Source organism: Streptomyces sp. NPDC031064 (assembly GCF_055570965.1).
The window spans coordinates 73914-88125 of record NZ_JBVIGF010000002.1; the positions used below are offsets into that span (position 1 = coordinate 73914).

The following is a 14212-nucleotide window of genomic DNA, read 5'->3' on the forward strand; positions in this document are numbered from 1 at the left end:
ATGAGCGCACACCAGGCACTGACCCAGCTCGTCCCGCTCGCCGCCAAGGAGCTCGACGAGAACAAGGTGACCCCCGGCGTCCTCGGTTTCATCGTCTTCGCGGTCATGGCCGCGGGCGTGTGGCTGCTGATGAAGTCGATGAACCGGCACATGGGCAGGGTGAACTTCGAGGAGGCCCCGGAACCGGCGGCGGCGACGGGCTCCGAGCCGGAGCCCGGCAAGAGCGCGCGGTAGCGGTCGTCGGGTAACGACGGCCGCCCTGGCTCCATGACCGCCGCACGGTGGTCATGGAGCTTTTCCGCGTCGAGCTTTTCCGCGTCGAGCTTCTCGGCGTCGAGCTTTTCGGCGTCCCGGCTCAGGGCCGGGACGCCGCCGTGGGGACGCCCATCACCTCCCTCGCGTGCCGTTCCGGGGTCAGACCCAGCGGCCACGCCTGCCAGGGGGACTCCAGCCGGATGCCGCGCTCCAGGACCAGGGACCAGGCCGCCACTGCCTCCTCCAGCCGGGCGTCGCGGGCCGGGTGCTTGGCGTCCGCGAGCTGGGCGAGCTCCTGCTGGGCGACGACCGTGCCGACCTCCACGCCGCCCGGCGAGGCGTACGGGAGCAGGGTGCAGCGCAGGAAACGGGCCCAGTCCGCGCCGCGCAGATCGCCGTACGAGGCGAAGAGGGCGGCCGCCTCGTCGCACAGGGCCAGGGCCTGCGGGGCGCGGTCGTTGCCCGCGTCGATGACCGCCAGCTCCAGGCAGGTCCACGCCTCGCCGTGGGCCACGCCGATGCGGCGGAAGTCCGCCCGGGCGTCCACCAGCAACTGGCGGGCGAAGCCCGAGTTGCGGAGGTTGCCGGTCTGGGCGGCGCGCTGGTCGCGGGTGGCGCGGCCCGAGTGGTGGCGGGCGCACGCCAGGCCGTACACGTCCCGCATCCGGGAGAACATCGTGCGGGCCCGCTCCAGCTCCCGTACCGCCTGATCGGTCTCGCCCTCGTCCTCCAGGGCCTGGCCCAGGTAGTACAGCGTCCACGCCTCGCCCCGCGCGTCCTCGTTGTCCCGGTGCCGCCTCAGGGCCGTCCGCAACTGCTTGGCCGCCGCGCCCGGGTCGCCGTCCACCAGGCGGGCCCGGCCGAGCTGGGTCAGCGCCCACGCCTCGCCGCGCCCGTCGTGCGTGCGCCCGTACAGCTCCAGCGCCGTACGCAGCGCCTCCTCGGCGCGGGGCACATCGGCCATGCGCAGGTACACCTGCCCGAGCTGGAAGTGCGCCCACGCCTCGCCGTGCAGCGACTCGTTGTCCCGGTGCAGCTCCAGGGCCGTGTCCAGCAGCGTCAGCGCCTCCGCCAGGTTCGCCCGGTCCCGCTCCACCGCCGCCAGGGCGTGCAGCGTCCACGCCCGGTCCGCGGCGAGCTCCGGCGACGCCTGGAGCTCCAGCGCCTCCCGCAGCCTCGCCGCCGCCTCCGGCAGATTGCCCTGGTGCTGGAGCGTGATGCCCAGCGAGCACAGCGCGAGCGCCGCCCCCGCGTCCTGGTGGGCCTCCTGGTACAGCGACACCACCGACGTCAGCGTCGTACGCGCCGTGTCCAGCTCGCCGAGCTGCCGTGCCGCGATGCCGGTGCGCCACCGCACCGACCGCGCCAGCAGCCCCTGGTCCACCTCCCCCGCTCCCGGCTCCGCTCGGGCGGGGGCCTCCCCACCCGTCAGCTCCTGGAGCTCGCCCAGCCGGTACAGGTCGCCGCGCAGCAGGCAGTAGTCGCACAGCGCGCCCAGCAGGTCCAGCACCGTCTGCCGGTTCACGCCCTCCGCGTTGCGCAGCGCCGCCGTGATGAACGACGACTCGTCGTCCAGCCAGCGCAGCGCCGCCTCCAGCGAGGCGAACCCGTGGCCGCCGAAGCGGGCCCCGTGCCCGGCCCGCGTGGACATCTTGCCGTCCACCATGCGGATCACCGCGTCGGCGAGCTCCGCGTAGTTCCTGATCAGCCGCTCCTGGGCGGCGGCGATGTCGCCCGCCTCCTCCTCGGCGGCCAGCCGGTCCGCCGCGAACGCCCGCACCGCGTCGTGCAGCCGGAACCGCTCGCCGCGCACCTGGTCCAGCAGCCCCGCCCCGGCCAGCTCCCGAAGCCGCCGCTGCGCCTCCTCCTCGCCGGCCCCCAGCAGCGCGCCGGCCGCCGCCGCCCCCAGCGACGCCCGCCCCGCCAGGGCGAGGCGCCGCAGCAGCCGCCGCTGGTCCTCGTCCAGGTCCGTGGCGTACCGGACCGCCACCGCCCGCTCCACCGGGCCGCCCGCCCCCTGCTCCAGCAGCCGGGCCACCTCCGCCGTCGACCGGGCGGCGCCGACCGCCGAGCCCGCCACCCGCAGCGCCAGCGGCAGCCCCCCGCACAGCTCCCGCACCCGCTCCGTGGCCTCCGCGTCGTAGGGCGCCGGCTCCCGGTCCCCGGCCGCCTGCCGCAGCAGCTCCTCCGCGCCCGCCGCGTCCAGCCCCGCCACCGGCAGGTGGTGCACCCACGCCGACACGTCGTCGCCCAGCTCCAGCGGCTCCCGCGCGGTGATCAGCACCAGGCTCTCCGACCGCTCCGGTACCAGCGTCCGCACCTGCTCGGCGTCCCGGGCGTCGTCCAGCACCACGACGACCGGCAGGCCCGTCAGGTGCTGGTGGTACAACTCGGCCAGCCGCCGCACCTGCCGGCCCGGCGACGACGACCGGTCGCGCAGCAGCAACTGCTCGCGCGGCGCGCCCAGCCGGTTCAGCAGGTGCAGCAGGGCGTCACGCGTCGACACCGGCTGCCCACCCGGCCCGGTGCCCCGCAGGTCCACCAGGCACGCCCCGCGGAACAGGTCCCGCAGCCGGTGCGTGGCCCGCACCGCCAGGGTGGTGCGCCCCGCGCCGGGCTCGCCGTGCAGCACCACGACCGTCGGCCGCGTCCCGGTCGCCGCCCGGCCCGCCCGCACCCACCCCTCGATGCGCTCCAGCTCCCCGCGCCGCCCCGCGAACGGCTCCGCGGCCTCGGGAAGGTGGCTGAACGACTGCTCCAGGACCGTGCGCCGGCGGGCGATGGCGCTGCGGTCCACGCCCCGCAGTGGCGGTGCCTTGTCGGCGGGCTTCTGCGCCGCGGCCGCCGCCAGGATGCGCTGCTGGTCCAGGAACGGGCGTATCCCGCGCACCTCCAGAGCGGTCAGCCACTGGAGCCGTAGCTGCTCCGGCCCGCCGGGCTGGCCCAGCGCCCCGGCCCGGCGGTGGGCGGCCGGCCAGTGCGCCGCGGTCACCTTCAGCACGGTCGCCGCCGCGCCGGCCACCGCCACCACCGCCCCGGCCCCCAGCGCCGTGCCCGCCGCCGTGCCGAGCGCCAGGTCCGCCCCGGCGGCCGCCACCGCCGCGACCGCCGTGACCAGCGCGGGCGTACCGACGGCCCGCCTGCTGAACCGCTCCGACAGCGGCAGCCGGTCCGCCTCCGCCTCCCGCAGCGCCGCCGCGTACGCCGCGTACTCCTCGGCCGCGCTCCCCGCCAGGGTCTCCAGCGCGTCCCGGCCCCGCGCCAGCAGCACCCCGGCGTCGGCCCGGCCGCCGGAGCGCCGGACCTCCTCCTCCACGGCCCTGGCCAACAGCCGCTCGGCCTCCGCGCGATGGCTCTCCCGCAACTGCGACATCCGCGTCCCCCTCCGCCGGCGATCACATCCGCGACCAGTGTCCGCCGTACGGCTGATCGGCGCGAGGGGCTGTGGAAAACCCCGCACACCCTGGACACCGGAGTCACCCAGGACATCCCCTGACACTCCCGGGACGCCCGAGGCGCGTGGTGTGCGCATCCGGCAGGATGGGTGGTATGCCGAACCGACTGGCCCATGAGACGTCCCCGTACCTCCTCCAGCACGCCGACAACCCGGTCGACTGGTGGCCCTGGACCGGCGAGGCATTCGAGGAGGCCCGGCGGCGCGGTGTGCCCGTGCTGCTCAGCGTCGGCTACAGCTCCTGCCACTGGTGCCACGTCATGGCGCACGAGTCGTTCGAGGACGAGACGACCGCCGCGTACATGAACGAGCACTTCGTGCCCGTCAAGGTCGACCGCGAGGAGCGGCCCGACGTGGACGCCGTCTACATGGAGGCCGTGCAGGCCGCGACAGGCCATGGCGGCTGGCCCATGACCGTGTTCCTGACGCCCGACGCCGAGCCGTTCTACTTCGGTACCTACTTCCCGCCCGCGCCCCGCCACGGCATGCCGTCGTTCCACCAGGTCCTCCAGGGCGTCGCCACCGCCTGGGCCGACCGGCGCGAGGAGGTCGACGAGGTCGCCGGGAACATCGTGCGGGAGCTGTCCGGGCGTTCCCTGGCCTACGGCGGCGCCGGTGCGCCGGGGGAGCAGGAGCTCGCCCAGGCGCTGCTCGGGCTGACCCGCGACTACGACGACCGGCACGGCGGCTTCGGCGGGGCGCCGAAGTTCCCGCCGTCCATGGTGGTCGAGTTCCTGCTGCGCCACTACGCCCGTACGGGGGCCGAGGGCGCCCTCCAGATGGCCGCCGACACGTGCGAGGCGATGGCCAGGGGCGGCATCTACGACCAGCTCGGCGGCGGCTTCGCCCGGTACTCGGTGGACCGCGAGTGGGTCGTGCCGCACTTCGAGAAGATGCTGTACGACAACGCCCTGCTGTGCCGCGTGTACGCCCACCTGTGGCGGGTCACCGGTAGCGACCTGGCCCGCCGGGTCGCGCTGGAGACGGCCGACTTCATGGTGCGTGAACTGCGCACCGCCGAGGGCGGGTTCGCCTCCGCGCTGGACGCCGACAGCGACGACGGCACGGGCAGGCACGTCGAGGGCGCCTTCTACGTGTGGACGCCCGGGCAGCTCCGCGAGGTGCTCGGCGAGGAGGACGCCGACTACGCCGCCCAGTACTTCGGCGTCACCGAGGAGGGCACCTTCGAGCACGGCTCCTCCGTGCTGCAACTGCCGCAGGGCGCCGGGGTCGTGGACGCCGAGCGCCTCGACCGGATCCGCCGGCGGCTGCTCGCCGCCCGTGAGGAGCGCCCCCGCCCCGGCCGCGACGACAAGATCGTCGCCGCCTGGAACGGGCTCGCGATCGCCGCGCTCGCCGAGACCGGTGCCTACTTCGACCGCCCCGACCTGGTCGAGCGGGCCACGGAGGCCGCCGACCTGCTCGTGCGGCTCCACATGGACAGTTCGGCGCGGCTCGCCCGCACCTCCAAGGACGGGCGCGCCGGCGCCAACGCGGGGGTGCTGGAGGACTACGCCGACGTCGCCGAGGGGTTCCTGGCGCTGGCCGCCGTGACCGGGGAGGGCGTGTGGCTGGAGTTCTCCGGCTTCCTCCTGGACATCGTGCTCGACCGGTTCACCGGCGAGGGCGGCGCGCTCTTCGACACCGCGCACGACGCCGAGCGACTGATCCGCCGCCCCCAGGACCCCACCGACAACGCCGCCCCCTCCGGCTGGACCGCCGCCGCCGGGGCCCTGCTGTCGTACGCCGCCCACACCGGCTCCGAGGCCCACCGCGCCGCCGCCGAGGCCGCCCTGGGCGTGGTCAAGGCCCTCGGTCCGCGCGCGCCCCGCTTCATCGGCTGGGGTCTGGCCGTCGCCGAGGCGCTGCTCGACGGGCCGCGCGAGGTCGCCGTGGTCGGCCACCCGGACGACGACGAGGCCCGCGCGCTGCACCGCACGGCCCTGCTCGGCACCGCTCCCGGCGCGGTCGTCGCCTTCGGCGCGCCGGACGGGACCGGCGAGGAGTTCCCGCTGCTCAAGGACCGTCCGCTGGTCGAGGGGCGGCCCGCCGCGTACGTCTGCCGCCACTTCACGTGCGACGCGCCTACCACGGAATCGGCCGAGCTGGCGCGCAAATTGTCCAACTGACTCCGGAAACACAGTTTTTATCGGGACAGCTCCTGACTGTCGCTGTCTGCCTCTATTCTCATCCGACATAAGGAGTGGACGCTCCGCGCACGTTCTGGGGAGGCCGTGTGCGGGTCATGAACGAGGGCGTCGACGGCCAGGGGGGTCCTGCCGCGATTCGCCCGTGACATGTCTCTTGGGGATCGGCCCTGCCGCGGCGGCGCGCCGCCGGTGTGATCACCGGCGTGCGCACCCGCGTCCGTCGCGGTGTGGCCGGAGGGGGGTACTTCTCCGTGCTCGTTTCCGTGTCCGTTGCCGCCATCTCGCTGGCGCTGTTCTGGATGGCCGCTTTCACCCTGTGGTGGCAGATGCACGCCTGGCGGACGCCCGAGACGCTCGCCGCCACCCGGTTCGAGAGCCCGGACGGCCGACAGGGGCTGTCGTTCTCGCTGCTACTGCCCGCCCGCCACGAACAGCTCGTCCTGGAGCACACGATCGACCGGCTGCTGGAGTCCAGCCACCGGGACTTCGAGATCATCGTGATAGTCGGCCACGACGACCCGGAGACCACCGAGGTCGCCGAGCGGGCCGCGGCCCGCGACCCCGGCCGTGTACGGGTCGTCGTCGACACCCACGAGGCCAAGAACAAGCCCAAGGCCCTCAACACCGCCCTGCCGTACTGCCGGGGGGACGTCGTCGGCGTCTTCGACGCCGAGGACCAGGTCCACCCCGAACTGCTCGCGCACGTGGACCACGCCTTCACCGCCACCCGCGCCGACGTCGTGCAGGGCGGCGTCCAGCTCATCAACTTCCATTCGAGCTGGTACTCCCTGCGCAACTGCCTGGAGTACTTCTTCTGGTTCCGCTCCCGCCTCCACCTGCACGCCGCCAAGGGCTTCATCCCACTCGGCGGCAACACCGTCTTCGTCCGCACCGACGTGCTGCGCGAGGCCGGCGGCTGGGACCAGAACTGCCTGGCCGAGGACTGCGACCTGGGCGTACGCCTGTCCAGCGTCGGCAAGAAGGTCGTGGTCGCTTACGACGCCGACATGGTCACCCGTGAGGAGACCCCCGGCACGCTGATGAGCCTGCTCAAGCAGCGCACCCGCTGGAACCAGGGCTTCCTCCAGGTCTACCGCAAGAAGGACTGGCGGCAACTGCCCACGCTCGGGCAGCGGATGCTGGCCCGCTACACCCTCATGACCCCGTTCATGCAGGCCTTCACCGGTGTCGTCATCCCGCTCAACGCCGCGATAGCCCTCTTCCTCGACGTGCCCGTCGGGGTCGCCTTCATCACCTTCCTGCCGATGATCACCGCACTGGTGACGTTCGTCTTCGAGATCGTCGGGCTGCACGACTTCGGCCGGCAGTACGGGCTGCGGGTACGGCTCGTGCACTACCTGAAGCTCATCGTCGGCGGGCCCTTCTACCAGGTGCTCCTCGCCGGGGCGGCGGTCCGGGCGGTCTGGCGCGAGCAGCGCGGGCGCAACGAGTGGGAGCTCACCAGCCACGTCGGCGCCCACCTCGTACGGGAGGAAGCCACCCGATGACCGCGACCCTTCCCGCCGCGCCCGCGGCGCCCGCCCCGGCGGCGCCCGGCCCGGCCACCGCCCCGGCGCCGCACGGCAGGAGACGGCTCGTCACCCGGCCCGTCGTCCGCTTCCGCCGCTCCCGCCCCGACCTGGTCCTGTGCGGAGCGCTGCTGGTCGCGATCCTGCTGGTCCAGGGCTGGAACATCCAGCAGTACCCCACCCTCAGCGACGACGAGGGCACCTACCTCGCCCAGGCGTGGGCCGTGCAGAACGGCCGGGGCCTCGCCCACTACACGTACTGGTACGACCATCCGCCGCTCGGCTGGATGCAGCTCGCCGCCCTCACCTGGATACCCTCGCTGATCGCGCCCGAGACGATGACGGTCGCCTCCATGCGCCTGGCGATGCTGCTGGTCAGCGCCGCCTCCGCGGTGATGCTGTACGTCCTGGCGCGCCGGCTGTGGCTGCCGCGCTGGGCCGCCGGGCTCGCCATGGCGCTGTTCGGGCTGTCCCCGCTCTCCGTCGTCCTCCAGCGGGAGATCTTCCTCGACAACCTCGCCGTGATGTGGATGCTGCTGGCGTTCTGCCTCGCCGCCTCGCCCAACCGGCACCTGTGGCACCACTTCGGCGCCGGCATCGCCGCCGCCACAGCCGTCCTCACCAAGGAGACGATGCTCGTCGTCCTGCCGGCGCTGCTGGTGACCATGTGGCGCCACAGCCACCGCGACACCCGCAAGTTCGCCGTCACCGGCGCCATCACCGCCTGCGCCCTGATCGGCTTCTCCTACCCGCTGTTCGCGCTCCTCAAGGGCGAGCTGCTGCCCGGCGACGGGCACGTCTCCCTGTGGGACGGCATCACGTACCAGATGAGCCGCCCCGGCTCGGGCTTCATCCTCAGCGAGGGCACCGGCTCCAACGGCGTACTGGACTCCTGGCTCTACTACGACCGCGTCCTGCCGCTCGGCGGCCTCACCGGCGCCGCCCTGCTCCTGCTCACCGTCAGGTGGTCGGTCACCGCCCGGGCACTGGCCGGACCCGCGCTCGCCGTCGCCATCCTGGCGCTCGTCGCCATGCGCCCCTCCGGCTACCTGCCCGCCATGTACGTCATCCAGGCCCTGCCTTTCCTGGCCCTGGTGCTGGCCGGCGGCGCGGCGAGCGTCGCCCACGCCGTGCTGCGCAAGGGCCGCCGCACCGCGGCCCTGCTCCCGGTGCGCCGGGCCGCCGCCGTGCTGCTCGCCGCCACCGCCGCCGTGTACGTCGTCCCGCGCTGGTACGACGGCGACCGCACCGCCATGACCGCCGACGCCAACGCCCCCTACCGCGCCGCCGCGCACTGGCTCGCCCACGAGGTCCCCGACCCGGGCCACGCGCGCGTGCTGGCCGACGACGCCCTCTGGCTCGACCTCGTCCACGCCGGGTACCAGCCAGGGCTCGGCGCCATCTGGTTCTACAAGGCCGACCTCGACCCGGCGGTGACGAGGACGATCCCGCGCGGCTGGCGGGACCTGGACTACGTCGTCGCCTCCCCGACCGTACGGCGCGACGCGCGTGACCTGCCCACCGTCAAGGCGGCGCTGGAGCACTCGACGCCCGTCGCCACCTTCGGCGAGGGCGAGGAACGGATCGAGATCCGGAAGATCACCGGAGACGGAGTCACCGGAGACGGAGTCACCGGAAACGGAGTCACCGGAGACCGGATCACCGGAGACCGGATCACCGGAGCGGAGGCCTCTTGACCATCCAGCCCACCGGCGCCGAACACGTCGCCCCGGTCACCGACGACGTACCCGAGCCGGGAGCCGTCACCGTCGTCATCCCCACCTTCAACGAGTCCGCCAACGTAAGGGAGTTGCTGCGCCGCGTCGCCGCGTCCGTGCCCGACCGCCTCCCGTGCGAGATCGTCTTCGTCGACGACTCCACCGACGACACCCCCGCCGTGATCGCCGACGCGGCCCGGGACTGCGCCTTCCCCGTCTCCGTCATCCACCGCGACACCCCCGACGGCGGCCTCGGCGGCGCCGTCGTCGAGGGCATCAAGGCGGCCCCCGCCGACTGGGTCGTCGTCATGGACGCCGACCTCCAGCACCCGCCCGCCCTCGTCCCCGACCTCGTCGCCACCGGTGAGAAGGAGGACGCCGACCTCGTCGTCGCCAGCCGCTACCTGCCCGGCGGCAGCCGTGCCGGACTGGCGGGCGGCTACCGCGTCGCCGTCTCGCGCGGGGCGACCTGGCTCGCCAAGGGCCTCTTCCCGCGCGCCCTGGGTGGCATCAGCGACCCGATGAGCGGCTTCTTCGCCATCCGGCGCAGCGCGGTTACCGCGGACGCCCTGAGGCCCCTCGGCTACAAGATCCTGCTGGAGCTGGCCGTACGGTGCCGCCCGGCCCGGGTCGCCGAGGTGCCGTTCGTCTTCGAGGAGCGGTTCGCCGGCGCGTCCAAGTCCACCGCCAGGGAAGGGCTGCGGTTCCTCCGCCACCTCGTGGAGCTGCGCACCGCCTCCCCGCTCGCCCGCGTGGTCGCCTTCGGGCTCATCGGCCTCACCGGCTTCGTACCGAACCTGGCCGCCCTGTACGTCCTCACCGGCGCCGGGCTGCACTACCTGCCCGCCGAGATCCTCGCCAACCAGTTCGGCGTCGCCTGGAACTTCCTGCTCATCGAGGTGCTGCTGTTCCGCGACCGCCGCCACCACCGGCACTGGGCCGACCGCGTGGGGCGCTTCGCGCTGCTCGCCAACGCCGACCTGGTCCTGCGCATACCGCTGATCGCCCTGTTCGTCGGGCAGCTCCACCTCGCGGTGCTGCCCGCCACCGCCCTCGCGCTGCTGACCACCTTCGTCCTGCGCTTCGCCGGGACCGAGGCACTGGTCTACCTGCCCCGCACGGCGCGCCGGGCCCGCACGGGAAGGAACCCCAGGTGAAACGGACCCCGCACCGGCGCCGAAGAGTGGCGCTCCTCGCCATCGGAGCCATGACCTCCGGCCTGCTGCTGGCCGCCCAGTCCCCGGCGAACGCCGGGATCAACCTCATCAAGAACCCCGGCTTCGAGACCCCGGGCACCGACCACACCGGCATGCCCGAGTGCTGGTCCAGGTCCGGCTGGGGGGACAACGACTTCACGTTCACCACCACCACCGACGCCCACTCGGGCGCCGCCGCCATGAAGGTCGAGCTGACCCGCCGCCTCGACGGCGACCGCAAGGCGCTCATCACCGAGTCGGACGCCTGCGCCCCGGCCGTCGCCGCCGACCGGCAGTACGACCTGTCGCTCTGGTACAAGTCGACGACCCCCGACACGGCGATCACGCTCTTCCGGCACGACGCGACCGCCGGCTGGCAGTACTGGACCGACCTCAAGACCCTGCCGCTCTCCGGTGGCTACACCCGGGCCGAGGTGCGCACACCCGTCGTGCCGCCGGGCACCGACCGGATCGCCTGGGGCGTGTCCGTCTTCGGCACCGGCAGCGTCACCACCGACGACTACGTGATGGAGGAGGTCACCCCGCCCGCGCCCGACCCGGTGTGCACGGGGACGGCGGAGGAGTGCGCCAAGGGCGAGTGGGAGGTCCTCCCCACCAAGAACCCGGTCCGCTCCATGCACTCCGTCGTGCTGCACAACGGCAAGGTGCTGCTGATCGCGGGCTCCGGGAACGACCCGGGGATGTTCAAGGCCGGGACCTTCACCTCCGCCGTGTACGACCCGGCGACCGGCTCCTTCAAGACCATCCCCACCCCCGTCGACATGTTCTGCGCCGGTCATGTGCAGTTGTCCGACGGCCGGGTGCTGGTGATGAGCGGCAACAAGGGCTATCCGTCCGCCGACGGCAAGATCGGCTACCAGGGCCTGAAGGACTCGTACATCTTCGACCCGGCGACCGAGTCGTACATCAGGACGAACGACATGCACGACGGGCACTGGTACCCGTCGGCGACGATCCTCGGCAATGGTGACGTGATCTCCTTCGGCGGCCTGAAGGAGGACTCCACCGGCAATGTGACGGCCGAGAAATTCTCGGCCGCGCAGAACAAGTGGCTGCCGGTCAACGAGGTCAAGCAGACCTGGTCCTACTGGGGCCTGTACCCGTCGATGATCCTCATGCAGGACGGGCGGCTGTTCTACTCCGGCAGCCACACCTTCGGCAACGGCACCCCGGGCACCGGCGCCTCGATCTACGACTACGACGCCAACACCATCACCGACGTACCGGGTCTGAGGAACAAGGACGAGCGCGACGAGTCGGCGAGCGTCCTGCTGCCCCCGGCGCAGGACCAGCGGGTGCTGACCATCGGCGGCGGCAACAACGAGCGCAACCCCGCCGCCAACCGCCTCACCGACATCATCGACCTCAAGCAGCCCAACCCGGGGTACGTCGCCGGACCGCCGATCCCGCACGGCCTGGTCGACCAGGGCCAGGGCAAGCGCCCGCAGACCGGCGACGAGGGCAAGATGTACGTGTCGGCGGTGCTGCTGCCGGACGGCAAGGTGCTGGAGACCGGAGGCGCGCTGCACGACCGGGCCGACCCGGTCTTCGAGGCGTCGATCTTCGACCCGGCCACCGACACCTACCAGGCGGGCATGGCCGCCGACCCGGTGCCGCGCGGCTACCACTCGTCGGCGTTCCTGCTGCCCGACGGCCGGGTGATGGCGGTCGGCGACAACCCGGGCAACGGCTCGTACAACCACGACGTGTCGGTCTACACGCCGCCGTACCTGTTCAAGGGCGCCCGCCCGCGGATCACGTCCGTGACCGACAGCCGCTGGAACTACGGCGATACGCAACGGATCACGGTCGACCGGCCGATCGCCAAGGCGGAGCTGATCCGCCCGGCCGCCGTCACCCACTCCTCCGACCCCAACCAGAGGTTCGTCGACCTGCCGCTCACCGTCATCGACGACCGTACGGTCGACCTGAACGTCACCGGCAACCCCAACCTCGCCCCGCCCGGCTGGTACATGCTCTTCGCGGTCGACGCGGGCGGCGTCCCGTCCATCGCCCGATGGGTGCACCTGGGCGGACCGGCGGCGACGGCGGCCGGGGCGCAGCGGTCGGCGCACGTCCACGACTTCGCCGGCGACCTCGCCGCGGCGCCGAGGAAGGCGCTGAAGAAGCGGGACTCCGTCCCGGTCAGCCCCCGGATCGCCGGCTGCGACCGGCACTACGGCTCGGCGGGGGTGTGCGTACCGACGGTGTTCCCGGCGTCGGTGAAGGCGACGACGAAGGCCCGCTGCGACTGGCTGGCGGTCCACGACTACGGCCGCCCGAAGGTCAACGGCAAGGACGACCCACTGCGGCTGGACCCGGACCGGGACGGCGTGGCGTGCGGGAAGGGGGACGTCCGGAGGCCCTCGCCTACAGGGAAAGCCCGCCCCTGAGCGTGTCCAGGGTGCGGTGCACGAGCGCGACCAGGTCGTCCCGCTGGTCGCGCTCGGCCCAGTAGGCCATCGCCTCGCACAGCGCGCTCATCACGGCGGCGGTGAAGACCCGCACCTCCAGGTCGTCCGCCGCCCGGCCGGTGCGGTCGGCCAGCAGCCGCGCCAGCACCTGGGAGGTCTCGGCCATCGTCTCGGTCATCCGGGCGCGTATGGCCGGGACCTCCACCATCAGCCGGGCCCGCTCGCGCATCTCCTCCGGCTCGTGCTCCAGGAGGGCCGCGGTGGCCCGGGTCATCACGACACGGAGGGATTCCAGCGGGTCCTCGCCGGCGGGCCGCTCACCCAGCGCCTTCTCGATGACCGGGTCGTACTCGTCGGTGAGGACGATGTCCTCCTTGGTGGGGAAGTACCGGAACACGGTGCTCGGCGACACCTCGGCCGCCTCGGCGATCTGCTCGACGGTGGTCGCCTCGTACCCCTGCTCGGCGATCAGCCGGTAGGTGGCCCGGCGGATCGCGATCCGGGTCTTGAGCTTCTTGCGCTCGCGCAGCCCCAGGGGCGGGTGCGTGGCGGTGAGCTGATCGAGCGAGTCGAGGAATTCGGCGGCCATGTGGCTCATTGTCGGCCATCGCCCTGTGCCCGACCACGCCCTGACGGGCGCCCGCGAGGGCATGCGAACGGCCGTGGCGCAAAGACGCCACGGCCGTTTCCGTACGGGGCCGGTGGGTCAGGCGTGCTGGTAGGCCACCAGCGAGATACCGACGTAGTGGACGACGAACGCCGCGAGCGTGAGGGAGTGGAAGACCTCGTGGAAGCCGAACCACCGAGGCGAGGGGTTCGGGCGCTTCAGCCCGTAGACCATGCCGCCCAGGCTGTAGAGCACCCCGCCGACGACCACCAGGACCAGCACCGCGATGCCGCCGGTGCGCAGGAAGTCGGGGAGGAAGAAGACCGCCGCCCAGCCCATCGCGATGTAGCAGGGCGTGTACAGCCAGCGCGGCGCGCCGACCCAGAACACTCTGAACGCGATCCCCGCCACCGCGGCCGCCCATACCGCCCACAAGAGCACCCGCCCGGTGGAGTGGGGGAGCAGGAGCAGCGTCAGCGGGGTATAGGTGCCCGCGATGATCAGGAAGATATTGGCGTGGTCCAGCCGGCGCAGCACGGCGGTGGCGCGCGGGCCCCAGTCGCCCCGGTGGTAGAGGGCGCTCACGCCGAAGAGCAGGCAGGCGGTGACGGCGTAGACGCCGCAGGCGATCCGGCCGCGTGTCGAGTCGGCGAGCGCCGTGAGGACGATGCCCGCGACGAGGGCGGCCGGGAACATGCCCGCGTGCAGCCAGCCGCGCAGCCTCGGCTTCACCGGCGGAGGGTCTATCTCGGTCACTTCGGACACGGCTGCAGTCATGCCGGGAATGCTACCGACGGCCCCGTAGGTACCGGGCAGGAGTGGCAATGCTCACGTGAGAGGCCCTCTGGACATATGCGCATAGGGCACG

At 73.0% G+C, this 14212-nt stretch carries 9 protein-coding genes; 6 read left to right on the forward strand and 3 right to left on the reverse strand.

The genetic code is table 11. The features are described from left to right. Complete coding sequence (locus ACZ46W_RS07105; RefSeq protein WP_468332697.1) at positions 1–234, forward strand: hypothetical protein; 234 nt, start codon at positions 1–3, stop codon at positions 232–234. A gap of 121 nt (positions 235–355) precedes the next feature. On the opposite strand, the gene ACZ46W_RS07110 is transcribed toward ACZ46W_RS07105, so the two are convergent. Continuing rightward, entirely contained in the window at positions 356–3619 is a 3264-nt protein-coding gene (locus ACZ46W_RS07110; protein WP_468334670.1) for a tetratricopeptide repeat protein, read from the reverse strand. Positions 3620–3804: 185 nt separating this feature from the next. Between ACZ46W_RS07110 and ACZ46W_RS07115 the strand changes: the two genes are divergently transcribed. The 5 genes from ACZ46W_RS07115 to ACZ46W_RS07135 all read left to right on the forward strand — a co-directional run bounded on the left by ACZ46W_RS07115 (position 3805) and on the right by ACZ46W_RS07135 (position 12716). Further along, positions 3805–5838, forward strand: coding sequence for a thioredoxin domain-containing protein (locus ACZ46W_RS07115; RefSeq protein WP_468332700.1), 2034 nt, complete (start codon positions 3805–3807; stop codon positions 5836–5838). 320 nt (positions 5839–6158) lie between these two features. After that, the gene (locus ACZ46W_RS07120) at positions 6159–7367 is read left to right on the forward strand and encodes a glycosyltransferase (protein ID WP_468334673.1); all 1209 of its coding nucleotides are present in this window, start codon (positions 6159–6161) and stop codon (positions 7365–7367) included. Next, the gene (locus ACZ46W_RS07125; RefSeq protein WP_468332703.1) at positions 7364–9085 is read left to right on the forward strand and encodes a phospholipid carrier-dependent glycosyltransferase; all 1722 of its coding nucleotides are present in this window, start codon (positions 7364–7366) and stop codon (positions 9083–9085) included. The genes ACZ46W_RS07120 and ACZ46W_RS07125 overlap by 4 nt, the downstream gene beginning before the upstream one ends. Then, a complete protein-coding gene (locus tag ACZ46W_RS07130; RefSeq protein WP_468332706.1) occupies positions 9082–10263 on the forward strand; it encodes a glycosyltransferase in 1182 nt (393 codons plus the stop codon). The genes ACZ46W_RS07125 and ACZ46W_RS07130 overlap by 4 nt, the downstream gene beginning before the upstream one ends. A gap of 50 nt (positions 10264–10313) precedes the next feature. Further along, positions 10314–12716 carry a galactose oxidase-like domain-containing protein gene (locus ACZ46W_RS07135; protein ID WP_468334676.1) on the forward strand — a complete coding sequence of 801 codons (2403 nt, stop codon included), beginning with the start codon at positions 10314–10316 and terminating at the stop codon, positions 12714–12716. Here the strand turns inward: ACZ46W_RS07135 and ACZ46W_RS07140 are convergent. Together ACZ46W_RS07140 and trhA are read right to left on the reverse strand one after the other, a co-directional pair. Further along, positions 12694–13326 carry an acyl-CoA-like ligand-binding transcription factor gene (locus tag ACZ46W_RS07140; protein ID WP_468332708.1) on the reverse strand — a complete coding sequence of 211 codons (633 nt, stop codon included), beginning with the start codon at positions 13324–13326 and terminating at the stop codon, positions 12694–12696. The genes ACZ46W_RS07135 and ACZ46W_RS07140 overlap by 23 nt on opposite strands. Before the next feature lie 117 nt (positions 13327–13443). Further along, entirely contained in the window at positions 13444–14121 is a 678-nt protein-coding gene (gene trhA / locus ACZ46W_RS07145; protein ID WP_468332711.1) for a PAQR family membrane homeostasis protein TrhA, read from the reverse strand. Positions 14122–14212: the final 91 nt, after the last annotated feature.

What these genes read in the sequence shown, in the direction of transcription:
- ACZ46W_RS07140 (WP_468332708.1), bottom strand. Translation starts at nt 13,326, where the DNA reads ATGGCCGCCGAATTCCTCGACTCGCTCGATCAGCTCACCGCCACGCAC.
- ACZ46W_RS07115 (WP_468332700.1), top strand. Translation starts at nt 3,805, where the DNA reads ATGCCGAACCGACTGGCCCATGAGACGTCCCCGTACCTCCTCCAGCAC.
- ACZ46W_RS07120 (WP_468334673.1), top strand. Translation starts at nt 6,159, where the DNA reads ATGGCCGCTTTCACCCTGTGGTGGCAGATGCACGCCTGGCGGACGCCC.
- ACZ46W_RS07125 (WP_468332703.1), top strand. Translation starts at nt 7,364, where the DNA reads ATGACCGCGACCCTTCCCGCCGCGCCCGCGGCGCCCGCCCCGGCGGCG.
- ACZ46W_RS07135 (WP_468334676.1), top strand. Translation starts at nt 10,314, where the DNA reads ATGACCTCCGGCCTGCTGCTGGCCGCCCAGTCCCCGGCGAACGCCGGG.
- ACZ46W_RS07105 (WP_468332697.1), top strand. Translation starts at nt 1, where the DNA reads ATGAGCGCACACCAGGCACTGACCCAGCTCGTCCCGCTCGCCGCCAAG.
- trhA (WP_468332711.1), bottom strand. Translation starts at nt 14,121, where the DNA reads ATGACTGCAGCCGTGTCCGAAGTGACCGAGATAGACCCTCCGCCGGTG.